This window comes from Nonomuraea sp. B1E8 (genome assembly GCF_039871515.1).
Taxonomy (GTDB): domain Bacteria; phylum Actinomycetota; class Actinomycetes; order Streptosporangiales; family Streptosporangiaceae; genus Nonomuraea.
In genome coordinates this window covers 1-24,194 of the sequence record NZ_JBDPLS010000016.1, presented here as the reverse complement: position 1 = coordinate 24,194, position 24,194 = coordinate 1, and the positions used below count along the sequence as shown (strand labels likewise).

The following is a 24,194-nucleotide window of genomic DNA, read 5'->3' as shown; positions in this document are numbered from 1 at the left end:
AGGGTGCACGCCCCCGTCCGTGACGTTCCCCGGGAGGCCCCCGGGTCGGTGAAGAGCTCCGGTCGTGATGCTCCCCGGCAGGTCCCTGGGTCGGCGATGGGCTCCGGTCGTGATGTTCACCGGTACGCCTCCAGGTCGGCGTAGAGGGTGCAGGCCGGGTGGGTGCGCAGGACGGAGGCGGGGCAGCTCTCGCCGATCGGCCCGTCGAGCGCGGCGGAGAGCGCGGCCCTCTTGTTCGCGCCGGGCACGGTGGCGATCAGCGTGCGCCCGGCCATCAGCGTGGGAACGGTCAGCGTGATCGCCCGGTCGGGCACGTCCGCGAGCGTGGCGAAGCACCCGTCGCTGACCTGCTGCCGCCGGCAGTCCTCGTCGAGCTCGACCACCTTGACCGCGAGGGGGTCGGCGAAGTCGGCCACCGGCGGGTCGTTGAACGCCAGGTGGCCGTTGTCGCCGATGCCCAGGCAGACCAGGTCGATCGGGGCGCTGCCGAGGAGCGCGGCGTAGCGGGCGCTCTCCGCCTCCGGGTCGTCGCCGGGCTCGATCACGTGGACCGCGCCCGGCCGTACGGACTCCCAGAGCTCGTGGCGGAGGAAGCGGCCGAACCGCTGGGGCGCGTCCGCGGGCAGGCCGATGTACTCGTCCATGTGGAAGACGGCGACCCTGGACCAGTCGATCCCCTCGGCCGCGCGCAGCCCGGCCAGCATCTCCCGCTGCGAGGGGGCGGCCGCGAAGATCACCCTGGCCTCGTCGCGGTCGGCGAGCGCCGTGCGCAACGCCGCGGCCGCGGCCCGCCCGGCGGCGGCGCCGGACCGCGCCCGGTCGCTGAAGATCCGGACGTCGAGCTGTCCGGCGACCCGTTCGATCACGGGGTCCGTGTGCGTGGCCGTCACGGCCGGCCTCCCTGGGAGCGGAGCTCGATGATCTGCATGAGGTTCCTGGCGATGTGGTACGGGTCCTTGACCGGCAGGGCGACGACCTCGTCGAGGGGAGCCCCGGCCCGGTCCCTGATCTGGATCCACTCCGCGCCGTCCGCTCCGCCGGGAAACGTGCGGAGCGTGTAGTCCCAGATCCGGTCGAACCAGCCGGCCGCCTCCCGGTCGCCGTAGCGTTCGGCCGCCAGCCGGGTGGTGTAGGCGGCTTCCGTGTGGACCCACCACAGCTTGGTCGACCAGGTCCGCCTGACCAGGTCTTCGTACGGCCCCCCGGCGGGCCGTCCCGAGACGCCGACGTAGCGGAACAGCCCGCCGTGCTCGTCGTCCCACCCGGCGGCGCACAGCGCGGAGACGCTGGCGAGCAGGTCGCCGTGGTCGCCGGTCTCGCCGAGCGACTCGCCCGCCTCCAGCGCCATCCAGATCCCCTCCAGCGCGTGGCCGGGCGTGCGGTGCCTGGCCAGGACCGTGTCGCGCATGCCGGGGTCGGCCACGAACGTCTCGGTGAACAGGCCGCCGTCCTCCCGGTGCAGGAGCATGGCGCGGCGCGCGGCGCGCAACTCGTCCGCGTAGGGGTTGGTCCGGTCCGCGGACGCGGCCTGGTGCGCGCGTGCCTGGTCGAGCCTGGCGTTGAGGACGATCATGCGGGCGCCGAACCCCGAGCAGCCGGGCGGCAGCGGGTACGGCGGGGTCGGGGGATCGCCGGCCTCCACGTCGTCCGCGATCCGCTGGACGATCACGTCGATCGTGGGGAGGTGGGCGGGCGAGCCGGTGGAGCGGGTGAGCTCGGACAGCCCCATGGCGACGAAGGCGTCGGCGAAGATGCTGCGCTCCGCGGGCAGCGGCAGGCCCTGCTCGTCGAGCGCCGTCCCGCCCCGCTCGCCGAGGACGTAGGCGCACCGGCCGTCGGGGCCGACGGCGTGGTCGAGCAGGAAGGACGCGCCGCGTTCCGCGTGCCGGATGAGCGTGCCGGCGTCGGCGCCCAGCCCGTCCGGCGAGAGCAGGCCGCGGTCGGCGAGCCGGGCGGCGCGGGCGAGCAGCCAGACGAATCGCCCCTGGGACCAGGTGAACTTGTTCGTGGACAGCAGGCGCCGGCCGCGATTGTCGAAGCAGGTGAAGAACCCGCCGTGCTCGGTGTCGATGCCGTTCCCGAGCCAGAACGGGAGGATGACGTCTTCGAGTTGCCTGCGGGCGACCTGCTCGGGCTGCTCCGAACCCATGCCGTCCTTTCCTGAGGAACAATGAAAGCGATTGCATTGATTCTTGCTCCGCTAGAGTACTGCGGTCAAGCCGGGGCGAGCCGATGCCGAGGAGCGCGGGTTGAGCAAGCCGACGATCTACTCCATCGCCCAGCGGTGCGGCGTCTCCGCGGCGACCGTGTCGCGGGTCTTCAACCGCCCAGAGCTGGTCAGCCCGCGGGTCAGGGAGCAGGTGACGGCCGTCGCCCGGGAGCTCGGCTACCTGCCCAACCCCGCCGCGCGCGGGCTGGTCACGGGCCGGGCCGAGACGATCGGGCTGATCGTCTCCGACATCACCAACCCGTTCTTCCCGCTGCTGGTGCGCTCGATCCAGCGTACGGCGGAGCGGATGGGGAGCTCGGTCATGCTGGTCGACGCGGAGGAGAGCGCGGCGGCGGAGGTGAGACACGTCGCCCGGCTGCGCGGCAGGGTGGACGGGGTGATCGTGGCCTCGCCGCGCTCGTCGTCGGCGGCGTTGCGCGAGGCCGCGAAAGGGCTTCCCTGTGTCCTGCTCAACCGCCCGCTGCGCGACCTGTCCTCGGTGATCTGCGACAACACCAGCGCGCTCTTCGACGCGGGCGAGCACCTCCACAAGCACGGTCACCGCTCGTTCGCGCTGCTCGCCGGGCCGAGCGCGTCGTGGGCCGCGGCCCGCCGCTCGCAGGCGATCCGCGGGTGGGCGCGGGGCCGCGGGGTCGAGCTGACGGAGCTCGGGCCGTTCCGCGCGACGTTCAAGGGAGGCAGGCAGGCGGGCGCCGCACTGCTGGAGACGGGCGCCACCGCCGCGTTCGCCTTCGACGACCTCACCGCGTGCGGAGTGCTCGCCGAGCTGGCCGGGCGGGGCGTCGCCGTGCCCGGCGACCGCAGCGTCGTCGGCTGTGACGACGTGCTGCTCGCCAGGACCGTGACGCCGAGCCTGACCACGGTGACCGCGCCGATGGACGATCTCGGCGCCACCGCGGTCCAGGTGCTGACCAGGCAGATCGAGGCGCCGGGCGGCGCGCCGGAGCACCACAGGCTGCCCGGCGTGTTCGTCGCGCGCGACTCCACGGGGCCGCGGTCCACCTCTTGACCGGGGTTCGGTCGTAGTCTTGAATGCCTGCAATCGCTTTCATCGGTCATGAGGAGCTTGCAGGGTGCGAAACGGACGGCCAAACGGACGGCACGCGTCGCTCATGCGGACGTACGCCGAGCAGGTCGCAGGCCTGATCGGCAGGATCGAAACCGAGGAGGCCGGCGCCGTCGAGGCAGCGGCGGAACTCATCGCCGACCACATCACCGGGGCGGACCGGCTGATCTACGTCTACGGCCCCGGCGGGCACTCGAACCTCGCCGCGCAGGAGGTGTTCTTCCGCGCGGGCGGCCTGGTCAACGTCAGCGCGATCCTCGACGAGGGCACGCTGCTGTCCGGTGGCGCGCTGCGCTCGATGGCCATCGAACGCACCCCCGGTTACGGCCGCGTCGTCATCGAGGACAACCGGCTCGGCGCGGGCGACCTGCTCATCCTCGTCAACGCCTACGGCATCAACGCCGCGCTCATCGACGCCGCGCTGACCGCCCGCGAACGCGGCGTCACCGTCCTCGGCGTCTCCTCCAGGGAGCACGCCGACCGGACCGCGCCCGGCCATCCGGCCAGGCATCCCACCAGGCAGAACCTGCACGACCTCGTCGATCTGCACATCGACACGAAGGTGCCGGTCGGCGACGCCGTACTCGAGATCGAGGGCGTGCCCGAGCGGGTCGGCGCCATCTCGACGTTCGCCAACGCGTACACGCTCAACTGCGTCATGGCCGCCGCGATCGCCGAGCTGGCCGAGCGCGGCACCGTTCCGGAGATCTGGCGCAGCGGGAACGCGCCGGGCGGCGACGAGCGCAACGCGCTCTTCCTCGACCGCTTCCGGGGGCGGGTCCGATGGTTGTGACAGGGGAGGGCCTGCTCGCCGGGGCCGCGGTCGCCGACATCACGCCGCGGCCCGGCGGTTCGCTCGCCGGCTACGCCGCCAGGACCTCCGCGTCCACCGCGGTGCACGATCCGCTGCTGGCCACCGCCGTGGCGGTCTCCGACGGCACGACCATGTCCGTCGTGATCTGCGCCGACCTCGTCGCCCTCGACCCGGACACCACCCGCCACATCGCCGGCGACCTGCGCGAGCGCACGGGCATCCCGGAGGAGCGGGTGGCCGTCGCGGTGACGCACACGCACGCCGGGCCCGCGGTGACCAGGGGCGGCATCGGCGGCGTCGCCGACCCTTCGTACGTCCGGCACGCCTGCTCGCGGATCGTCGCCGCCGCCGAGGCCGCGCTCGACGCCATGGCCCCCGCCGTGCTCCGCCGCGGCAGCGGCACGCTCGACGGCGTCGCGAGCAACCGGCGCGGCGGGACCCTCACCGACCCCGTGGTCCCCGTCGTACGGCTGGAGCGCGAGGGCGGCGAGCCCATCGCCACCGTCTTCTCCTACGCCTGCCACCCGGTGACGCTCGGCCCCGACAACCTCCAGGTCACCGCCGACTGGCCCGGGTACGCGCGGCGCCACGTGGAGTCCAGGGCCGGCGGCGTGGCCGTGTTCCTCCAAGGCTGCTGCGGCCAGCTGAACACCGGGCACACCGCGCTCGACAGCCTGCGCCGCGCCGAGCCGCAGCCGGGCAGGACCTTCGAGGCCGCGGAACGCATCGGGACCCTGGTGGGCGAGGCCGCGCTCGGCGCCGCGACAGCACCGGCCGCTGGGCCGGTGTCGGTGGCTGCCGCGCGGGTCGAGCTGCCGCTCGGCGAGCCCCTCCCGCCTGACCGGCTGCGGGAGCTCGCGGACGAGCCCGGCGGCATCTGGGCGGCGTGGGCGCGTGCCCAGCTGGCCGGCACCGGGCCGGCGGCGGTCGAGGTCCAGGTCGCCGTGCACCGGTGGGGCGGCGTGCCGCTGGTGTTCCTGCCGGGCGAGCCGTTCGTCGAGTTCGCCGTGGAGCTGCGCGCCGCGCTCGGCGATCCCGGGCTGCTCGTCGCCGGCTACACGGGCGGGGTCCCCGGCTACCTGCCCTACCCGGAGGCGCACTACGAAGCGGGCGGCTACGAGATCTGCGAGGCCCACCGGGCCTACGGGCTGCGCGCCGCGTTCACCCCCGAAGCCGGCCGCCTGGTCATGGCCGCCGCCACGGCCCTGGCCGGGGAGGCGCGGTGAACGTCGAAGGCCGGCTCGCGGACGGGCGTCCCGTACGCGTCGAACTGGACGGACCGCGGATCGCCGCGGTCACCGAGTTCCGTGACGCGCCCGACGTGCTCATCCTCCCGGGCCTGGTGGACCTCCAGGTCAACGGGTACGGCGGGCGTGACTTCAACGCCGACGACCTGTCGGCCGGCGACGTGGCCGAGCTGGTCCGCGCGTTGTGGAGGCACGGCACCACGACGTTGTGCCCCACGATCATCACCGCGCCCGAAGACAAGATCATCAGAAACCTGCGCGTGATCGCGGCGGCCCGCGAGGCCGATCCGCTGGTCCGGCACGCCATACCCGCCCTGCACGTCGAGGGGCCCTGCCTGGCGGCCGAGGACGGGCCGCGGGGCGCCCACGACGCCGCGCACCTGCGCGATCCCGACCTCGCCGAGTTCGGGCGCTGGCAGGAGGCGAGCGGCGGGCTGGTGCGGATCGTCACGCTGGCCCCCGAGCGGGCGGGCGCCGTCCCCTACATCGCCGAGCTCTCCCGGCGGAACGTCATCGTGTCCATCGGGCACACGGCGGCGGAGCCCGCCGACATCCAGGCCGCCGTGCGGGCGGGCGCGCGGCTCTCCACCCACCTCGGCAACGGCGCCCACGCGGTGATCCGCCGGCACCCCAACTACATCTGGGCGCAGCTCGCCGAGGACCGGCTCGCCGCGACGTTCATCGCGGACGGGCACCACCTGCCGGCCGACACGTTCACCGCGATGGTGCGGGCCAAGGGGACCGCCCGCGCGCTGCTGGTCAGCGACTCCGTCGCGCTGGCCGGTTGCGCTCCTGGCGACTACACGACCCCGGTCGGCGGCCGGATCACCGTACGCGAGGACGGCCGGGTGACGCTGCCGGGAAGCGAACTGCTGGCCGGTTCGGGAAGCTCGCTGATCGAGTGCGTCGCCTGGGCGGTCACGCGTACGGAGGTCGACCTCGGCACCGCGACGGGCCTGGCCGCGGCGAACCCGGCCCGCCTGCTCGGAACGGGCGGCGGCCGGGTCGAACCCGGCGCGCCCGCCGACCTGATCGTCACCACGTCCGACCTATCCGACCTGTCCGTCCTGCGCACCTTCGTGAACGGAGTGCCCGTCCACGGCGCCTGAACCGCACCCCCTCCCCACCCCCCGACCTGGGAGATCTCATGGGCTTTCTCGACTGGCTAGTGATCTGCGGCTACTTCGTGGTGATGATCGCGATCGGTGTCTGGGCGAAATCCCGCATCCGTGACGCCAAGGACTTCTTCACCGCCGGAGGCAGAATGCCCTGGTGGTTGTCCGGCATCTCCCACCACATGTCGGGCTACAGCTCCGCGGTGTTCGTCGGCTACGCGGCCATCGCCTACACCGCCGGATTCACCCTGTACGTCTGGTGGGCGATCGGCATCACGTTCGCGATGCTGGTCGGATCGGTGCTGTTCGCGCCGCGCTGGCCCCGGCTGCGGCAGCGGCTCGGGATCATCTCACCGCTGGAATACCTCGCGACCCGCTACAACGTGCCGGCGCAGCAGGTGCTCGCGTGGAGCGGCACCGCGCTGAAGGTCTTCGACGTGGGAGCCAAGTGGGCGGCGACCGCGCTGCTGCTCCAGGTGTTCGCGGGCGTGCCGATCGCCTGGGGCGTGCTGCTCACCGGCGGAGTCACGCTGATCTACTCGACGATCGGCGGGTTGTGGGCCGACGCGCTCACCGACCTGGGCCAGTTCGTCATCCAGCTCGTCGCGGGGATCACGATGTTCGTCGCGGTGCTCGCCCAGCTCGGCGGCGTGTCCGCGATCTGGACGCTGTGGGACAGGCTTCCCGAAGGGCACGGCCAGCCGTTCAACGGCACGTACACCATGGGCTTCGTCCTGGTCTACCTGCTGATCAACACGCTCTCCTACAACGGCGGGACCTGGAACCTCGCCCAGCGCTTCATCGCCGCGCCGACCGGCGAGTCGGCCAGGCGCGCCGCGCTGTTCTCGGCGGGCCTCTACCTCTTCTGGCCCCTCGTGCTGTTCTTCCCGATGTGGGCCGCACCGGTCCTGCTGCCCGGCCTGGCCGAGCCCGACCAGTCGTACGCGCTGCTGACCCAGCAGCTGCTGCCCGGCGGACTCATCGGTCTCGTGCTCGCCGGGATGTTCGCGCACACGATGGCGATGACGTCCTCCGACGCCAACGCCATCTCCTCGGTCGTGATCAGGGACATCATCCCCGCGGTCTGGAAGCGGGCGAACCGGCTGTCGTCCGCGTCCGAGCTGCTGGCCGGCCGGGTCTCCACGTTCCTGTTCATCGCGCTGTCGATGGGCATCGCGCTCGGCGCGGACAGCTTCGGCGGCGTGCTGGGCCTGCTGATCCTCTGGTTCGGCGCGCTGGTCGGCCCGATCGCCATCCCGATGTTGCTCGGCATGTTGCCGATGTTCCGCCGCAGCGGCCCCGCGGCCGCGATCGGCTCGTGGGCGACCGGGCTCGTGGTCTTCGCGCTGCTGAAGTACGTCTTCCCTGGTCAGAGCCAGACCGTGGAAGTAGCCGCCCCGGTCCTGTCGGCGCTGGTGGTGTTCGTACTGGTCGGCCTGGTCGCTCCCGCGCGCGACGCCGAGGCCGACGAACTGGTCGACTCGCTGAACGCCGAGCAGCCCGAGACCGCCCCGAACCGGTGAACGGCCGTACGGGGTGGACGCCGCGACGTCCACCCCGTACGCCGGTCACCCGCCGGTGCGGTTAGGCGGCGACCTCGGTCAGCGTCGGGCTGTACACCTCGCCCTGTTCTGCCACGCGGGGTGCGTGACCGCGCAAAGCCGGGGTAGGGGCAGGCGCATGACACTCATGGATCGGGTACGCGCGTACATGCGCAGCCCCAAAGGCAGGCAGAACGTCGAGAAGGCCAAGCGGATGGCCCGTGACCCGCACACGCAGCAGCAGGTACGGCGCTTCCTCGACCGGTTCAGGACCCGGCGGCACTGACCCCGGCCCGGTCCAGGGCGGGGATGCGCGGCGTGCCCAGCGCCCAGGGACGGGCGGCGGGGTCATCCGCGGCGGGCCGAGCGGCGGAAGGCGAGCAGGGACAGCGGGACGAAGACCGCGACCACCGCCAGCGACCAGATCACGGCGGCGGCGATGGGATGCTCCAGCGGCAGCCGGTCCTGGGCGGCCATCCCGAGCGGGTTGCCGAACAGGCTTCTCGCCGCGGTGACGACGGCGCTCACGGGGTTCCACGCCGCCACGGTCTGCAGCCAGTCCGGCATCGAGGAGATCGGGACGAACCCGTTCGAGACGAAGCCCAGCGGCAACACCCACAGCAGCCCGGCGGTCCCGGCCACCTCGGGGCTGCGCACCGACAGGCCGATGGCGATGCCCACCCACGTCATCGCGTACGCGAACAGCAGCAGCACCCCCAGCCCGGCCGCCGTGGACAGCGGGCCCGCGTGCGCCCGCCAGCCCACCAGCAGGCCCACCACCGCGAGCACGCCGGTCACGAGAACCGCCCGCACCAGCTCGGCGTTGGCGCGTCCGATGAGCACCGCCACGTGGGCCATCGGCAGGGCGCGGAACCGGTCGATGACCCCTCTGCTCATGTCCACGGCCAGGCTCGTGCCGGTGCCGACGCCCATGAACGCCAGGGTGTGGGCGAAGACCGCCACGACGACGTACTCGGTGAACGGCCCGCCGCCGGGCAGCGGGATCGCGCCGCCGAAGACGTAGCTGAACAGCAGCACGAAGATGATCGGCTGGGCCAGCTGGTAGGCCAGCTCGTCGGGCACGCGGCCCATGCGCAGCAGCCCGCGCCTGGTCATCACGGCGCAGTCGCGCAGCGCCAGGGCGAGGTTCGAGGGCGCGGCGCCCGGGTCAGTCACGGCCATGCTCGTCCGCCTTCCTGGTCAGGGCGAAGAAGACGTCGTCCAGGGTGGGCCGGCGGACGGTGAGGTCGGCGACCTCGACGCCGCAGGCGTCCAGCTCCCTGACCACGTCCGCCACCCGGCCGGCGCCGCCGGGCAGCACCGCCGTCACGCTCAGGGTGTCCTCGTCGGCCTGCGGCTCGGGCAGGCCGGCCGCGGCCAGCGCGGCCAGCGCGGGGGTCAGATCGCCGGCGTAGCGCACCGCCACGTCCAGGTGATCGCCGCCGACCTGGTCCTTGAGCTCGGACGGCTTGCCCGTCGCGATCTCCCGCCCGTGGTCGATGACCACGATCAGGTCGGCGAACTGGTCGGCCTCCTCCAGGTACTGGGTGGTGACCAGCGCGGTCGTGCCCTCCTTGACAAGGTCGCCGAGCGCCCGCCACACCTCCGCCCTGCCGCGGGGGTCGAGGCCGGTCGTGGGCTCGTCGAGGAACAACACGCGGGGGTGGGCCATCAGCGCCACCCCCAGGTCGAGGCGGCGGCGCATGCCGCCCGAATAGGTACGTACCGGGCGGTCGGCGGCGCGGGTGAGGTCGAAGCGTTCGATCAGCTCCTCGCGCCTGGCCCGGGCCGCCGCCGGGCTCATGCGGGCCAGCAGGCCGAAGATGTCGAGGTTCTCGCGGGCCGTCAGGTACTCGTCGACGGCCGCGTACTGTCCCGCCAGGCCGATGACCCTGCGGACGGCCTGCGCCTCGCGGACGACGTCGAAGCCGCACACGCGGGCGTGCCCGCCGTCCGGGCGCAGCAGCGTCGCCAGGATGCGCACCAGCGTGGACTTGCCCGCCCCGTTGGGACCCAGCAGGCCGAGCACCTGCCCTTCCGGGGCGTGCAGATCGAGACCGTCGAGGGCGCGGACCGAGCCGTACTGCTTCACCAGCCCTTCCGCCTGGATGCCGCCGTTCATGGCGCGCTCCGCGCGGGGGCCGGGCATCTGAAAGCGTTCATGCGCGCCAGCATGGCGCGGACCGCTCGAGCCCGGGTGGTGCGCGCCCGCTCGCGGACCGGCGCGCGGCTCGACCGAGCGTCCAGGCGATCTCCAAGCGGCGCTGCCACGGTGGGCCGCCGGAACTGGACCCCGGACCCGGCCCCCGGGTCCGGGCATCGAGCCCGGACCGCGGGACCCAACCGCGGAACCGGACCCCAGGGCCGGTCAGGAGCACCTCGTGAACACGATCGAGTCTGGATGGTGACGCCGTGAGCACGTCAGTCAAACCGTTGCGGATCGAAGGGGCCTTCCTCGTCGAGCCGGAGATCTTCCCCGACGAGCGCGGGCACTTCGCCGAGCTGTTCCAGCAGCGCGCCATCGAAGGGCCGACCGGCGGCCGGATGCCGGTGGCCCAGGTCAACTGCTCCGTCTCCCGGCGCGGGACGATCAGGGGCGTGCACTCCTGCGCGACACCGCCCGGCCAGGCCAGATACGTCACCTGCGTGAGCGGGGCCATCCTGGACGTCATCGTGGACATCCGCCCCGGGTCCCCCACGTTCGGGGAGCACGTGGCGGTGCCGCTGGACGAATACTCCCGGCACGCGGTCCACCTCGCCGAAGGGCTGGGGCACGCGTTCGCGCCGATCAGCGAGCAGGCCACCGTGGTCTACCTGTGCTCCACCGCCTACAACCCGGCGCTGGAGATCCGCGTCAACCCGCTGGACCCGGAGCTCGCGCTGCCGTGGGCGGCCTCGCCGCGGATCCTGTCGGACCAGGACGCCAAGGCGCCGACGTTGCGCGAGGCCGAGGCCGCCGGGCTGCTCCAGGCCTACGCGGGCAGCGCGCCGGCCGGCGTGTGACCGTACGCGCGGGGGCCGCCGGGTTGTCGATGCCCGGCGGCCCCCGCCTCGTGTCCGCTGCCGTGGCAGGCGGCTACCAGGGCACCTGCTTCCCGTCGCGCAGGAACGCTCCGGTGGGGCCGTCGTCCGGGAGGGTGGCCGCCCACACGATGTCCTGCGCGGCCTGTTCCGGCAGCCGTTCGGCCTGCGGACGCATCCGCGTACGCACCTGACCGGGGTTGACCGCGTTGACCAGCACGCCCGTGCCCCTCGTCTCGGCGGCCACGAGCACGGTCAGCGCGTTGAGCGCGGTCTTCGACACCGCGTAGCCCGGCGTGCGCGTCGAGAGCCCGTTGCTGAACGCCCCCGTGCCGCTGGAGATCATCACCACCCGGCCCCAGCCCCGCTCCACCATGCCGGGCAGGAACGCCTGGCACATCCGCCAGGCGCCGAGGACGTTCACCTCGAACTGCCGCCTGACCAGCTCCACCGGCACCGCCAGCGGCGGGTGCCCCCAGTCGAGCTGGATGCCGGCGTTGTTCACCACGATGTCCACGGGCCCCACCAGAGCCCGCACCCGCTCCGGCGCCTCCTCGTCGGTCACGTCGAGCGTGGCCGCCCGCGCGCCGGGGCCGAGCGCCGCCGCGGTGCGCCCGGCCTCCTCCGCGTCCCTGGCCGCCACCACCACCCGGTGCCCGAGCGCGTGCAACCGCTCGCTCACCGCCCGGCCGATGCCGCGATTGGCGCCCGTGACCAGAGCAGTACGTGATTTCGCCGTCATGCGATCTCCATTAGGCCGTCTTATCGCGCGATTCTTGTCATGGCCGCTGGAGGATCGCTGGAGAGCGCCTATAAGTTTTCTCCATCGCGGAGCGGCGTTTTGACGGTTTTCTCCGCATGGAGATCGTGCTTATATCAGAACACCAGCGTCACTCCATGGGCGACTTCGACCATGGCGGGCGTTCGACTGGGGGGTTGATCGGAGGAGGCCGGGCTGAGGGAAACGAACGAGTGGTAAGCGCAACAGGGCGGACGCAGCACTGCCGCGCTCGGGGTATCGCTCTTTGTGACACTCTGCCCTGAGCGGCTGCGGTGGCGCGTCTCCCCGGTCAGAACGTGGGAAGGCGATGGATTTCCTGGTGCTGGGCCCGCTTGCGGTGCATGGTCGTCAAGGTGTGGAGCTGACTCCGACGCCGCCGAAAGTCAGAGAAGTGTTGGCGCTGCTTCTGCTGCGCAACCAATCTCTCGTATTAACGTCGGAGTTGGTCGACGAACTTTGGCCGGACAGCCCGCCGGTGAGCGCGTTGTCGACTCTGCAAACGTACATCTACAAGCTGCGGAACATCTTGTCCGAAGGTTACGGAGAGAGGTCCACCGTATTACGGACGAGGCCACACGGTTACATGCTGGCCGTGCCTCCGGAAAGTGTTGACTCCTACCATTTCGACAGGCTGACGGCAGAGGGTCATGCGGCACTCGCGGACGGCGATCCGGGCAGGGCGGCCGATCTGCTCAGCCAGGCGCTCGCGCTGTGGCGAGGACCAGCTCTGGCCGACGTCACCGGCGGCAGCCTGCTGTCGGCGTACGGGACCGCTCTGGAAGAGGGCCGGCTGCGCGCCCTGGAGTTGCGGATCGACGTCGACCTGCGGCTCGGGCGGCACCGCAAGGCCGTCAGCGAGCTGAAGACCCTGGTCAACGACCATCCGCTGCAGGAGGTCTTCCACATCCAGCTCATGTTGGCCCTGCACCGGTCGGGCCGCCGTCCCGAGGCGCTCGACGTCTACCAGAGGCTGCGCACGCTCCTGGTGGAGGAGCTCGGCGTGGAGCCGTCGAGCCGCGCGCAGGCCATGCACCAGGCGGTGCTCTCCTCCGCCAGCTCCCTGGAGGTGCCCGCTTCCGAGGAGCCGGTCACGATCAGCTCTCCCGACCGGGCCGAGGAGGAGCCCGCACCGCCCCCCGCGCAGCTCCCGCCCGACGTCCTCGACTTCACCACCCGGGTGGACAGCCTGCAGGCGATCCTCGACGGGCTCGCCTCGCCGCGCAACGAGCTCGCCCCCGTCGTCTCCCTCAGCGGCATGACCGGCGTGGGCAAGACGGTGCTGGCCGTGCACGCCGCGCACCTGCTGCGCCAGACCTTCCCCGACGGCCAGCTCTTCGCCCGGTTGCGCGGCAGCACCGGCGACCCGGCCGACCCCGCCGACGTCCTGGCCGGCTTCCTCAGCGCCGCCGGCATGACCGACGACCGCATCCCGGCCGGGCTGGAGGAACGCGTCGCCGCGTTCCGCACCTGGGTCGCCCCGAGGAAAGTGCTCATCGTGCTCGACGACGCGGCCACGGCCGCGCAGATCCAGCCGCTGCTGCCGGGCTGCCCGCCCAGCGGCACCATCATCACGGGCCGTGCCGGGCTCAACGGGCTGGTCGGCGCGGTGCACGTGCGGCTGGACCTGCTCACCGCGGCCGACTGCGTCGAGCTCCTGCAGAACATCATCGGCAGGACGCTCGCGGACGGCGAGCGCCAGGCCGCCGAGGTGATCGCCCAGCTCTGCGGCCGCCTGCCGCTGGCGATCAGGGCGGCGGGCGCGCGCCTGTCGTCCACCGGCTGGCCGCTCAAGAAGCTGGCCGAACGCCTGATCGGCGCCGGCAGGCTGCTGGACGAGCTGGCCTTCGCCGACCTCAACGTACGCGACCGCCTGCTGGAGAGCTACCGGCAGCTCGGCGAGGAGGAACGGCGTTTCCTGCGCCTGCTCAGCCTCCTGCCGGGGCCGGTGTTCACCGCGAACGGCGTGGCCAAGCTGCTGGAGTGGGACTCCGACACCGTGGACAAGCTGCTGCTGCAGCTCGTGGAGAACCACTTCCTGCGGGTGCTCATGCACAACGCCGACGACATCGTCTACACCCTCCACGAACTGGTCCGGTTCTTCGCCTACGAGCAGATCGAGCAGGAGCTCGGCCACTACGACGGCTCAAGCGGCGACACCGACCTGCTCTGACGCCCCTCAAGCCGGGCTCGACCCGCTGGACGAGCGCGACTCCATCGCTCCTCCAGCGGGGCCGGGCAGCCTGCGCTTGTCCATGGCCTCGTCAGGCAGGAATATCCATGAAGGCTCTCGTCCTTGCGGGTGGGCGGGGAACCAGGCTGCGGCCCCTCACCCACACTGTCCCCAAACAACTGGTGCCGGTGGCCAACAAGCCGGTGCTCTTGTACGGCCTGGAAGCCATCAGAGACGTCGGCATCACCGAGGTCGGCGTGGTCGTGGGCGACCACGGCCCGGCCATCCGCGACGCGCTCGGCAACGGCGGCACGCTGGGGCTCGACATCACCTACCTGCACCAGCACGCCCCCCTGGGCCTGGCGCACTGCGTCATGTTGTCCCAGGACTTCCTCGGCAACGCCGACTTCCTGCTCTACCTCGGAGACAACGTCATCATCGACGGGCTCGGCCCGCTGCTCGACGCGTTCTGGCACTCCCGGCCGGACGCCATGGTGATGACCGGCAAGGTCGCCAACCCCTCCGAGTACGGAGTGGCGCAGGTCGGCCCCGACGGCGTCGTCACGGGGCTGGAGGAGAAACCCGCCGACCCGCGCAGCGACCTGGCGCTCGTCGGCGCGTACGTCTTCACCCCGTCCATCCACCAGGCCGTGCACAGCGTCAAGCCGAGCTGGCGGAACGAACGCGAGATCACCCACGCCATCGAGTGGCTGATGCGCAACGGCTGGCGGGTGGAGGCGCACCTGCACGGCGGCTACTGGAAGGACACCGGCCGGGTCGAGGACCTGCTGGAGTGCAACCGGGCGGTGCTGGACACCGCCGAGCGGTCGATCAGGGGGCAGGTGGACGCGTCCTGCGAGATCCGCGGGCCGGTCGTCATCGAGGAGGGCGCGGAGGTCAGCGGCTCCCGCATCACGGGGCCCGCGGTGATCGGGTTCTCGGCGGTGGTGCGCGACAGCCGGATCGGGCCGTACACCAGCATCGGCGCCGACTGCGACATCGTCGGCGCCACCATCGAGAACTCGGTCGTGTGCGAGGGCAGCACCGTGCGCGGCAGCCTGCGCGACTCCCTCATCGGCCGGCAGGCCAGGGTGAGCGGTGACTTCGGCCGGCCCACGTGCCTGGTGCTCGGCGACCACAGCGAGGCCAGGTTGTACGGGAGCGCGTCATGACCGTCACCCTCGAAGCCACGTGGCTGATCTGCCCCGGCTGCTCCGACCTGGTCTTCCGCCCCAAGTACGAGCGCGCGCTGCGGGTCTGCCCCGGGTGCGGGCACCATGCCAGGCTCACCGCCCGCGAGCGGCTCGACTGCCTGCTCGACCCCGGCTCGGAGAAGCCGATCGAGACCGCCCTGCCGGCCGACGACCCCCTGGGCTTCGCCGACACCCGGCCCTACGCCGAGCGGCTGGCCGCCGCGCGGGCCTCCACCGGGCTGCGCGAGGCCGCCCTGTGCGCCACCGGCACCATCGAGTCCCACCCGGTCGTGGTGGCCTGCCTCGACTTCGCGTTCGTCGGCGGCTCGCTCGGCTCCGGGGTCGGCGAGCTCGTGACGGTCGCGGCCGAGAAGGCGCTGGCCGAACGCGTGCCGTTGCTGATCGTGACGGCCTCGGGCGGGGCGCGGATGCAGGAGGGCGCGCTGTCGCTCATGCAGATGGCCAAGTGCAGCCAGGCGCTGGCCCGGCTGGACGAGGCGGGGATCCTCACCGTCGCCCTCGTCACCGACCCGACGTACGGCGGCGTGGCGGCCTCGTTCGCGACGCTGCCCGACGTGCTGGTCGCCGAGCCGGGGGCGCATCTGGGGTTCGCCGGGCCGCGCGTCATCGAGCAGACCATCCGGCAGCGGTTGCCGGAGGGCTTCCAGACGGCGGAGTTCCTGCTGGCGCGCGGGCTGATCGACGCGGTGGTGCCCAGGCCGGCGCTGCGCCGCGCCCTGGCCCGCCTCCTGACGGCCGCCCGCCCGGACGCCACGGGCGGCCCCGCGGACGACCCCGCGGGCGGCCTGCCGGGCGGCCCTGCGGCTGCGCCGGCCGGCGCACCGGGGCGGCCCGAGGCGGACGGGCTCGTCCGCGATCCGTCGGCCCTGCCGCGCCGCACCCCATGGGACGTGGTGCGGCTGGCCAGGGAGCCGGCCCGCCCGACCACCCTCGACTACGCCGGGTTGCTGCTGGAGGACTTCACCGAGCTGCGCGGCGACCGTACGGGCAGCGACTGCCCGGCCGTCGTGGGCGGCATCGGACGCCTGCGCGGCAGGGGCGTGATGCTCATCGGCCACCAGAAGGGGCACGACACCCAGGAGCGCGTGAAGCGCAACTTCGGCATGCCGAGCCCCGCCGGATACCGCAAGGCGGCCCGGCTCATGCGGCTGGCCGCCAAGCTCGGCCTGCCGGTGCTCACGCTCGTGGACACCCCCGGCGCCTACCCCGGCATCGAGGCCGAGGAGCAGGGCCAGGCGTGGGCCATCTCCGAGAACCAGCGCCTGATGTCCGCGCTGCCCGTGCCCGTGGTCACCGTCATCACGGGTGAGGGAGGCAGCGGCGGCGCGCTGGCGCTGGCCGTGGCCGACCGCGTGCTCGCCCTGTCCAACGCCGTCTACTCCGTGATCAGCCCGGAAGGGTGCGCCGCGATCCTCTGGAAGACCGCCGAGGCGGCCCCGCAGGCCGCCGCGGCGCTCGGCCTGGACGCCCGCGAGCTGCTCCGGCAGCGCGTCGTCGACGCGGTCATCCCCGAGCCGGACGAGGGGGCGCACGTCGCCGCCTCCCGCACGGCCGAGCGGATCCAGGAGGCCGTACGGCAGGCGTTCGAGGAGCTGACCCCGCTGCCGGTCGCCGAGCTGGTCGAGGCGCGGCGGCGGCGCTTCCGCAGTTTTGGCGCCCCTTCGTCCGAGGAGACGTGATGTCCGACCACGGAGAGCTGATCGAGACGGTCCAGCGGCACGCCGCGGGGTTCATCGACGCCATCGGCGGGCCGATCCGCCGCCTGAAGGTGACGGTGGGCGAGGTGAGCCTGGAAGCCGAGTGGGCCGTTCCCGCCGGCCAGGACCTGCCCGCGGAGCAGCACCTTTCCACGGCGAACGGCACGGCCGTCAACGGGCGGGCGCCGGACGGCGCCGCGCGGGCCGCCGTCACCGTCACGGCGGCCGCGCACGCCTCCCAAGGCGCCGCCGCCCCGGCAGGGCAGGTCATCCCGTCGCCCATGGTCGGCACCTTCTACCGCTGCGCCGAGCCCGGAGCCGAGCCCTTCGTCAAGGAGGGCGACCTGGTCACCGCGGGCCAGCAGGTCGCGATCCTGGAGGCGATGAAGATGATGAACCCCATCCACGCGACCACCGCCGGCCGGATCACCCGGGTCCTCGCCGAGGACGCCGCCGCCGTCGAGTACGGTCAGGCGCTCTTCGCCCTGGAGGAGAGCTGATGTTCGGCACGGTTCTGATCGCCAACCGCGGGGAGATCGCCCTGCGGGTGGCCCGCACCTGCAAGGAGATGGGCATCCGCACCGTCGCCGTCTACTCGTCGGCGGACGAGGACTCCCCGGTCGTGCGCCTGGCCGACGAGGCCGTGCGGATCGGCCCGCCCCCGGCCAAACGGAGCTACCTGTACGCCCCCGCCGTCCTCCAGGCCGCCCTCCAGACCGGCGCGGAGGCCATCCACCCCGGCTACGGCTTCGTCTCGGAGGACGCCGACTTCGCCGAGATGTGCCGGGCGGAGGGGCTGACGTTCATCGGGTCGCCGCCGGAGGTGCTGGCCATGCTGGGCGACAAGGCCGAGGCGCTGCGCGTGTTGTCGGCCGCGGGACTGCCGGTCCTGCCGGGCTCGCACCGTCCCCTGTCGAGCGTGGGGGAGGCCGTCGAGGCGGCGGCCGGCATCGGCTTCCCGATCATCGTCAAGGCACTGTCGGGCGGGGGCGGCCGGGGCATGGCCATCGCGATGCGCCCGTCCGAGTTGCCCGAGGCGTACGCGCAGGCCCGCAACGCCGCCCGGGCCGTCTTCGGCGACGAGCGGGTCTACCTGGAGCGCTACGTCGAGTCGGCCCGTCACGTCGAGGTGCAGGTGCTGGCCGGGGCGAACGGGCAGGTCCTGCACCTGGGCGCGCGCGACTGCTCGGTGCAGCGGCGGCGGCAGAAGCTCATCGAGGAGACCCCGGTGCCCGGCCTGCCCGAGGACGTGGCGGCCGGGCTGTGCGAGCGGACCGTCGAGGCGGCCCGCGCCGTCGGATACGTCGGGGCGGGGACGTTCGAGTTCCTGCTCGACGACGCGGGCGAGTTCCACTGCATCGAGGTCAACTGCCGGATCCAGGTCGAGCACCCGGTGACGGAGCTGGTCACGGGCGTCGACCTGGTCCGCGAGCAGCTCCACGTGGCCGCGACGGGCGCGCCCGGCATCACGCAGGACGACGTACGGCTCAGCGGCGCGGCCATCGAGTGCCGCATCAACGCCGAGGACCCGGCGCGGGGCTTCCTGCCCACGCCGGGCACGGTCGACTCGCTCGTGCTGCCGGGCGGGCCGTTCACCCGCGTGGACGACCACGTACGGCCGGGCATGCGCGTCTCGCCCTTCTACGACCCGCTGCTGGCCAAGGTCAGCGTGTGGGCGCCGGACCGCGACCAGGCCATCGCCCGCATGGAGCGTGCGCTGTCGGAGTGCGCCGTCACCGGCGCCGGCATCAGCACCACGACCGGGTTCCTCGCGGGGCTGCTCGCCCACCCGCTCTTCCGCGACGGCAAGCACACCACGGCGCTCGCCGAGACCGTCGACGCCGTCTGACCCCGCACGCCACGGGCTCGCCGGGACCGCGAGCCCGTCCGACCCCGCGCACCACCGCGTTCGCCGGGACCGCGAGCCCGTCCGACCCCGCACACCACCGCGTTCGCCGGGACCGCGAGCCCGTCCGACCCCGCACACCACTGCGTTCGCCGGGACCGTCGAACCGGTCCGACCTCCCACCCCGGAGAACGCCACCGGCCCGGCTCGCGCGACATACCGCGCGAGCCGGGCCGGTCGGGTGAGGGCGAGGCTCCGGGGACGGTCCGGTCAGAGCCGGGCCGGGTGAGGCGCGTTCAGGTGAGTGCGACGCCCACGCTGTTGGCCGTCAGGGCGGCCACGGCCAGCGTGGTCCGCAGGAGGTGGAAGGCCCGCCAGCGCGGCCGCGGATCGGCCCAGTCGGCCGGGACGGCGTCCGGGTCCATCTGCTTCAGCACCCGGTTGATCGGCACGTTGCACAGGTGCGAGACGCCCGCGACCCCCAGCATCAGCACGAACGTGACGCCGAACAGCGCCCGGGCGACGGGCGGCCCCGGCAGCAGCGCCAGGGTCAGGTCGCCGGCCGCCGTGCCCAGCACCAGGATCGGCATGACGGGGTCCCAGTGACGCCCGAGCAGGCCCGTCGTGTAGAGGTAGCGGTCGGCGGGCATCGCCATCAGCGCCGGCACGACGCTCAGCGCCACGGCGAACAGCACCCCCGCCACCATCCCGCTGCCCACCAGCACCGCCACGGCCAGAGGGAAGATCGACATCGGTCATCACACTCCTTCGCCCACCAGTACGTCCAGCTCCTCCATCGCCGCCTTCCACCCGGCGAGCGTCCCGCCGGCGACGCCGTTGTCGGCGGCGGGCAGCGGCGCCAGCACCGTGCTGCGGCCCGACCGCACGGCCGCGTGCCGGCGCGCCGGCATCGACAGGCTCCGCCCGGGACCGGCCTCCACCAGCGTGTAGTCGCCGCCGGCCAGCAGCCCGTCGAGCGCCGCCCAGAACAGCACGGGCCGGGCGAGCTGCCCGGCCCAGAAGCCGGGGGAGAGCGCCTGGGCCCGGGTCACGGGCAGGCCCGTCGCGGTGGACCTGATCGGCACCCGCGGCGGCGCCAGCGGCACCCCGGCGAACCCCTCGGTGAACCGCTCCGCCGCGCCCTGGACCGCCGGGCAGTGGAACGCCTGGCGCGACGGCACCCGCCGCGTCGTCACACCCCCTTCCGCCAGCTCGCCCGCCAGCTCCGACAACCACGGCTCCGGCCCGGCCACGACGGTGTGACGGGGCCCGTTGATCGCGGCCACGGCCACGCCCGCCGTTCGGTACCGCGGGCCGATCCGGGCCTCCAGATCGTCGGCGGCCACGCCGGCGCCGAGCATGCCGCCGGCGCCGGTCGCCGCCATCGCCCGGCTGCGCGCCGCCATCAGCCGCGCCGCGCCGGCCAGGTCGAACACCCCGGCCAGGCAGGCCGCCGCCAGCTCCCCGACGCTGTGGCCGAGCAGCGCGGCCGGTCTCACCCCGCGGGCCAGCAGCGCCGTGCCGAGGGCGTACCCGATGGCGAACAGCAGCGGCTGGGCGCGCGAGGCGTCGTCGAGGGGGACCTGGGGGTCGTCGCCGAGCCAGTCGGCGCGCAACCGGCCCCCCTCCTCTCCCATGAGAGCGAAGAACTCGTCCATGGCGGCGGTGAACTCCGGTTCGGCGCCGTACAGTTCCACCGCCATGCCGGGGTGCTGCGCCCCCTGGCCGGGGAACAGCAGCACCACCGGGCGGCTCGGCTCGGGCATGTGCGCCTCTCAGTAGTCGAGGGTGACGTCATAATCGGTGAACCATCTGGTCAGCCAGAGCGCCATCTCCAGGCTGCCCCGGTCGTAGGGCCGGCTGACGTGGCCGGCCGGGCGCCGGACCGCCTGCTTGACGCGGTCCGGGTCGAGCAGCCCGGCCACCGGGCGCTCGCCGCCGGCGGTCAGCTCGCCGAGCTCGTCGCGCAGAGCCTGCTCGTACGCGGGATCCTGCGTGGCCGGGTACGGCGTCTTCACCCGGTCCCGTACGACCTCCGGCAGCAGGTCGCCGACGGCCGCCCGCAGCAGGCTCTTCTCCCTGCCGTCGAACGTCCGCATCTCCCACGGGACGTTGAAGACGTACTCGACCAGGCGGTGGTCCAGGAAGGGCACCCGCACCTCCAGGGCGTTGGCCATGCTCATACGGTCCTTGCGGTCCAGCAGCGTCTGCAGGAACCGGGTGAGGTTGAGGTAGGTCACCTCGCGCATGCGCCGTTCCAGCCGGTCCTCGCCCGGCAGCACGGGCACCTCGGCCAGCGCCTCGTGATAGCGGGCCAGCCGGTGCTGCTGGATGTCGAGCTTCTCCTTCAGCTCGTCGGCCAGCAGCGACAACCCGCCGAAATACCGCGCCGAGCCGGGCGTGAGCCAGGGGAAGGTGTCGGCGTGCACGGCCGCCGGGTTGGAGAACCAGCGGTAGCCGCCGAACAGCTCGTCGGCGCCCTCGCCCGACAGCGCGACGGTGGAGCGCTCGCGCACCGCGCGGCAGAGCAGGTACAACGACGGCCACATGTCGCCCCAGAACGCGGGCGGCTGGTCGTTGGCCCGCAGCACCGCCGCGCGCACCGGCTCGGCCACCAGCTCGTCGCTGTTCAGCCGCACCTCGCTGTGCTCGGCTCCGACGTGCGCCGCCAGCGCGCGGGCGAACGGGGCGTCGGGCGCGCCGCGCACCGCGTCCGCCTGGAACGTGTCCTCGGCGCCGGAGAAGGCGACCGAGAACGACCGCACGGGCCCTCTCCCCGCCGCCGCCAGCCGGTCGGCGGCCAGCGCCGTCAGCGCGGACGAGTCGAGGCCGCCCGACAGCAGTGTGCAGACGGGCACGTCGGCCTGGAGCTGCCGGCCGACGATGTCCTCCAGCAGCCCGCGCACCGTGGCGACCGTGGTGTCCAGGTCGTCGGTGTGCTCGCGGGCCTCGATCGACCAGTAGCGGTGCTTGGTCAGGCCGCTCCTGCGCAGGCGGACCAGGTGGCCGGGGCGGACTTCGTACATGCCGGACAGGACCGCCCGCTCGGGCGTCTTGACCATGTCGAAGACCTCGCGCAGGCCGTCGAGCCCGACGCGCCGCGGCACCTCGGGGTGGGCGAGCACGGCCTTGGGCTCCGAGCCGAACAGCAGCCCGGAGCGGGTCGGATGGTAGTAGAGGGGTTTGACGCCCAGCCGGTCGCGCAGCAGCACGAGCTCCTGCGTGCGAACGTCCCACACGGCCAGGGCGAACATGCCGTTCAGCCGCTGCGCGAAGCCGGCGCCCCACCGCAGGTAGGCCTGGAGCACCACCTCGGTGTCGCTGCTCGTGCGGAACCGGTGGCCGTACGAAGCCAGCTCGGCGCGCAGCTCCCGGTAGTTGTAGATCTCCCCGCAGAACGTCACCGCCGCCAGGGTCCTGCCGTCCTCTTCGGCCGACATGGGCTGGTGGCCGCCGGCCAGGTCGATGACCGACAGGCGGCGGTGCCCGAGCAGGGCGTGGCGGTCCTGCCACAGGCCCTCGTCGTCGGGGCCTCTGCGGCTCATCGTGGTCGTCATCGCCCTGGCCGTCGCCGTGTGGCGGGTCAGGTCACGCGAGAAGTCCACCCAGCCGGCGATTCCGCACATGCGTGCTCCTCAGGACGTGCCCGCCAGGGCCTGGTTGACCGTCTTGAGCAGGTCCGCGGGTGTCTTGGCGCCGCCGACCTCCTCCTCCGAGATCTCGAGCGCGTACTCCCGCTCGATGGCGCTGACCGTGTTGAACAGGGCCAGCGAGTCGTAGCCGAGGGCTTCGAAGGTCGTGTCGAGGATGTCGCCGTCCAGCTGGACCGTCTCGTCCTCGCCGGCGCTCTCGCGGAGCAGCCGCACCAGCGTGTCGATAGTGATCTCCCGCATCTTCGCCCCTTGTCTCACGGAGAGCTGTCTGTGGCGAGCACTGTCGTACGGCGCGCTCGACGGACGTTGGACGGCGGCTCGACGGGCCGCGCGGCCCGCGCTCCAGCCGGGCTCCAGCGAGACCACAGATGGCGCGGTCACGGTCGGCACCATGAGGTTGCCCATAGGTGAATGGCTGCGCGCCTACGCCCGCGCCTGGGCGGAGCATCCGCCCCTGATCTTCTACCAGCCCCACATCTGGGACGACCGCCCCGACCCGGACGATGACCGGACCGACACGGTGAACCGGTGATTCTCGCCGCGAAGGAGACGCCATGACGACAGAAGCACCACCCCCGAGCTTCCCGTTCACCGCCGCCGACCCGCTGGAGCCGCCCGCTGAGTACGTGCGGATGCGCGCGGACGGCGCCCCCACCCGCATCACCCTCCCGTCCGGCGACCCGGCTTGGCTGGCGACGCGGTACGAGGACGTGCGCGTCGTGCTCGCCGACCCGCGCTTCAGCCGGGAGGCGATCACCGCGCCCGGCGCGCCCAAGGTGTTCCCGATCGCCAGGGGCGCCAAGTCCATCATCGTGATGGACCCGCCGGAGCACAGCAGGCTGCGCCGCCTGGTGTCGTACGCGTTCTCCGTGCGGCGCATGGAGCAGCTGCGCCCGCGCGTGGAGGACATCGCCCAGGGGCTGGTGACGGCGATGGAGAAGGCGGGCCCGCCCGCCGACCTCGTGGCCGGCGTCACCCAGCCGCTGCCGATCATGGTCATCTGCGAGATGCTCGGCGTGCCGTACGAGGAGGTGGACCAGTTCAGGACGTGGACCGACCTCATGCTCAGCTTCGACGCCGGCCGTCGCGACGAGGTCATCGAGGCCCGCGACCGGCTCAACGGCTACCTGGCCGAGCTCATCGCCGCCAAGCGCGGCCGGCCGACCGACGACCTGCTCATGGTGCTGATCAACGCCAGGGACGAGGGCGACCGGCTGTCGGAGGAGGAGCTGGTGGCGTTCGCGTTCACGCTGCTCGGCGCCGGCTACCACGCCACCACCGCCGCGATGACGCACGTGATGCTGCGGCTGCTGCGCCATCCGGAGCAGATGCGGGCGCTGCGCGACAAGCCCGAGCTGCTGCCGGAGGCGGGCGAGGAGCTCCTGCGGTTGTCGCAGGCCGGCGGCGGGGTGGGCGCGCTGCGCATCGCCACCCAGGACGTCGAGCTGGGCGGCGTCCTCATCAGGGCGGGTGACGCGGTGCTGCCGTCCACGACGGCCGCCAACCGCGATCCGGGGGTCTTCGCCGAGCCCGACGCCTACGACCCGGCGCGGGAGCACAACCACCACATCACCTTCGGCCACGGCATCCACTACTGCCTGGGCGCGCAGCTCAGCAGGATCGAGCTGCGGATCGTGCTGGAGACGGTGCTGGGCCGCTTCCCCGGTCTGCGGCTGGCGGTGCCGGAGGAGGAGCTGAAGTGGCGTACGGGCACGTCGTTCGCCCGGCCGGAGCGGCTGCCGGTCACCTGGTAGGAAAGCCCGGCGGGAGACCCGGCGGGAAACGGCGGGGGGCGGCGC

Annotated in this window: 23 protein-coding genes; 14 read left to right on the top strand and 9 right to left on the bottom strand. The window is 73.0% G+C overall.

Features of this window, described 5'->3' with window-relative positions:
* Positions 1-116 precede the first annotated feature (116 nt).
* Positions 117-890, bottom strand: coding sequence for a 6-phosphogluconolactonase (locus tag ABGA98_RS38300; protein ID WP_347623348.1), 774 nt, complete (start codon positions 888-890; stop codon positions 117-119).
* Positions 887-2,149 carry an AGE family epimerase/isomerase gene (locus ABGA98_RS38295; protein WP_347623347.1) on the bottom strand — a complete coding sequence of 421 codons (1,263 nt, stop codon included), beginning with the start codon at positions 2,147-2,149 and terminating at the stop codon, positions 887-889. The genes ABGA98_RS38300 and ABGA98_RS38295 overlap by 4 nt, the downstream gene beginning before the upstream one ends.
* A gap of 100 nt (positions 2,150-2,249) precedes the next feature.
* Here ABGA98_RS38295 and ABGA98_RS38290 point away from each other — a divergent pair, with 100 nt between their 5' ends.
* From ABGA98_RS38290 to ABGA98_RS38265, 6 genes are all read left to right on the top strand, one after another.
* Positions 2,250-3,239: a LacI family DNA-binding transcriptional regulator gene (locus ABGA98_RS38290; protein ID WP_347623346.1), complete on the top strand. Its 990-nt coding sequence runs from the start codon at positions 2,250-2,252 to the stop codon at positions 3,237-3,239.
* A 103-nt stretch (positions 3,240-3,342) separates the two neighbouring features.
* Positions 3,343-4,089 carry a sugar isomerase domain-containing protein gene (locus ABGA98_RS38285; protein ID WP_347623345.1) on the top strand — a complete coding sequence of 249 codons (747 nt, stop codon included), beginning with the start codon at positions 3,343-3,345 and terminating at the stop codon, positions 4,087-4,089.
* Positions 4,080-5,336, top strand: a complete 1,257-nt coding sequence (locus ABGA98_RS38280; RefSeq protein WP_347623344.1) for a neutral/alkaline non-lysosomal ceramidase N-terminal domain-containing protein — start codon at positions 4,080-4,082, stop codon at positions 5,334-5,336. The genes ABGA98_RS38285 and ABGA98_RS38280 overlap by 10 nt, the downstream gene beginning before the upstream one ends.
* Positions 5,333-6,466, top strand: coding sequence for an amidohydrolase family protein (locus tag ABGA98_RS38275; RefSeq protein ID WP_347623343.1), 1,134 nt, complete (start codon positions 5,333-5,335; stop codon positions 6,464-6,466). Before ABGA98_RS38280 ends, ABGA98_RS38275 begins: the two co-directional genes overlap by 4 nt.
* Before the next feature lie 38 nt (positions 6,467-6,504).
* A complete protein-coding gene (locus tag ABGA98_RS38270) occupies positions 6,505-7,995 on the top strand; it encodes a sodium:solute symporter family protein (RefSeq protein ID WP_347623342.1) in 1,491 nt (496 codons plus the stop codon).
* A 157-nt stretch (positions 7,996-8,152) separates the two neighbouring features.
* Positions 8,153-8,299, top strand: a complete 147-nt coding sequence (locus ABGA98_RS38265) for a hypothetical protein (RefSeq protein ID WP_347623341.1) — start codon at positions 8,153-8,155, stop codon at positions 8,297-8,299.
* A 62-nt stretch (positions 8,300-8,361) separates the two neighbouring features.
* On the opposite strand, the gene ABGA98_RS38260 is transcribed toward ABGA98_RS38265, so the two are convergent.
* Positions 8,362-9,195 carry an ABC transporter permease gene (locus tag ABGA98_RS38260; RefSeq protein ID WP_347623340.1) on the bottom strand — a complete coding sequence of 278 codons (834 nt, stop codon included), beginning with the start codon at positions 9,193-9,195 and terminating at the stop codon, positions 8,362-8,364.
* Positions 9,182-10,135 carry an ATP-binding cassette domain-containing protein gene (locus ABGA98_RS38255; RefSeq protein WP_347623339.1) on the bottom strand — a complete coding sequence of 318 codons (954 nt, stop codon included), beginning with the start codon at positions 10,133-10,135 and terminating at the stop codon, positions 9,182-9,184. Before ABGA98_RS38255 ends, ABGA98_RS38260 begins: the two co-directional genes overlap by 14 nt.
* A 290-nt stretch (positions 10,136-10,425) precedes the next feature.
* On the opposite strand from ABGA98_RS38255, the gene ABGA98_RS38250 reads away from it, so the two are divergent.
* Complete coding sequence (locus ABGA98_RS38250; RefSeq protein WP_347623338.1) at positions 10,426-11,016, top strand: dTDP-4-dehydrorhamnose 3,5-epimerase family protein; 591 nt, start codon at positions 10,426-10,428, stop codon at positions 11,014-11,016.
* Between the two features lie 73 nt (positions 11,017-11,089).
* Here the strand turns inward: ABGA98_RS38250 and ABGA98_RS38245 are convergent, their stop codons facing one another.
* On the bottom strand, positions 11,090-11,776 hold the full coding sequence (locus ABGA98_RS38245) for an SDR family NAD(P)-dependent oxidoreductase (RefSeq protein ID WP_347623337.1): 687 nt from the start codon (positions 11,774-11,776) through the stop codon (positions 11,090-11,092).
* Positions 11,777-12,398: 622 nt separating this feature from the next.
* On the opposite strand from ABGA98_RS38245, the gene ABGA98_RS38240 reads away from it, so the two are divergent.
* From ABGA98_RS38240 to ABGA98_RS38220, 5 genes are all read left to right on the top strand, one after another.
* Positions 12,399-13,985: a BTAD domain-containing putative transcriptional regulator gene (locus tag ABGA98_RS38240; protein WP_347623336.1), complete on the top strand. Its 1,587-nt coding sequence runs from the start codon at positions 12,399-12,401 to the stop codon at positions 13,983-13,985.
* A 107-nt stretch (positions 13,986-14,092) separates the two neighbouring features.
* Entirely contained in the window at positions 14,093-15,157 is a 1,065-nt protein-coding gene (locus tag ABGA98_RS38235; RefSeq protein ID WP_347623335.1) for a glucose-1-phosphate thymidylyltransferase, read from the top strand.
* On the top strand, positions 15,154-16,878 hold the full coding sequence (locus ABGA98_RS38230) for an acetyl-CoA carboxylase carboxyltransferase subunit alpha (protein WP_347623334.1): 1,725 nt from the start codon (positions 15,154-15,156) through the stop codon (positions 16,876-16,878). Before ABGA98_RS38235 ends, ABGA98_RS38230 begins: the two co-directional genes overlap by 4 nt.
* Positions 16,878-17,396, top strand: a complete 519-nt coding sequence (locus ABGA98_RS38225) for an acetyl-CoA carboxylase biotin carboxyl carrier protein subunit (RefSeq protein ID WP_347623333.1) — start codon at positions 16,878-16,880, stop codon at positions 17,394-17,396. Before ABGA98_RS38230 ends, ABGA98_RS38225 begins: the two co-directional genes overlap by 1 nt.
* Positions 17,396-18,745: a biotin carboxylase N-terminal domain-containing protein gene (locus ABGA98_RS38220; protein WP_347623332.1), complete on the top strand. Its 1,350-nt coding sequence runs from the start codon at positions 17,396-17,398 to the stop codon at positions 18,743-18,745. The genes ABGA98_RS38225 and ABGA98_RS38220 overlap by 1 nt, the downstream gene beginning before the upstream one ends.
* Before the next feature lie 293 nt (positions 18,746-19,038).
* Here the strand turns inward: ABGA98_RS38220 and ABGA98_RS38215 are convergent, their stop codons facing one another.
* The 4 genes from ABGA98_RS38215 to ABGA98_RS38200 are packed head-to-tail and all read right to left on the bottom strand — an operon-like array spanning position 19,039 to position 22,635.
* A complete protein-coding gene (locus tag ABGA98_RS38215; protein ID WP_347623331.1) occupies positions 19,039-19,494 on the bottom strand; it encodes a DUF1772 domain-containing protein in 456 nt (151 codons plus the stop codon).
* Between the two features lie 6 nt (positions 19,495-19,500).
* Positions 19,501-20,508 carry an acyltransferase domain-containing protein gene (locus ABGA98_RS38210; RefSeq protein WP_347623330.1) on the bottom strand — a complete coding sequence of 336 codons (1,008 nt, stop codon included), beginning with the start codon at positions 20,506-20,508 and terminating at the stop codon, positions 19,501-19,503.
* A gap of 9 nt (positions 20,509-20,517) precedes the next feature.
* On the bottom strand, positions 20,518-22,368 hold the full coding sequence (gene asnB / locus ABGA98_RS38205; RefSeq protein WP_347623329.1) for an asparagine synthase (glutamine-hydrolyzing): 1,851 nt from the start codon (positions 22,366-22,368) through the stop codon (positions 20,518-20,520).
* 9 nt (positions 22,369-22,377) lie between these two features.
* On the bottom strand, positions 22,378-22,635 hold the full coding sequence (locus ABGA98_RS38200) for a phosphopantetheine-binding protein (RefSeq protein WP_347623328.1): 258 nt from the start codon (positions 22,633-22,635) through the stop codon (positions 22,378-22,380).
* A gap of 151 nt (positions 22,636-22,786) precedes the next feature.
* Between ABGA98_RS38200 and ABGA98_RS38195 the strand changes: the two genes are divergently transcribed.
* On the top strand, positions 22,787-22,927 hold the full coding sequence (locus ABGA98_RS38195; RefSeq protein ID WP_347623327.1) for a hypothetical protein: 141 nt from the start codon (positions 22,787-22,789) through the stop codon (positions 22,925-22,927).
* Positions 22,928-22,949: 22 nt separating this feature from the next.
* The gene (locus ABGA98_RS38190; RefSeq protein WP_347623326.1) at positions 22,950-24,149 is read left to right on the top strand and encodes a cytochrome P450; all 1,200 of its coding nucleotides are present in this window, start codon (positions 22,950-22,952) and stop codon (positions 24,147-24,149) included.
* Positions 24,150-24,194: the final 45 nt, after the last annotated feature.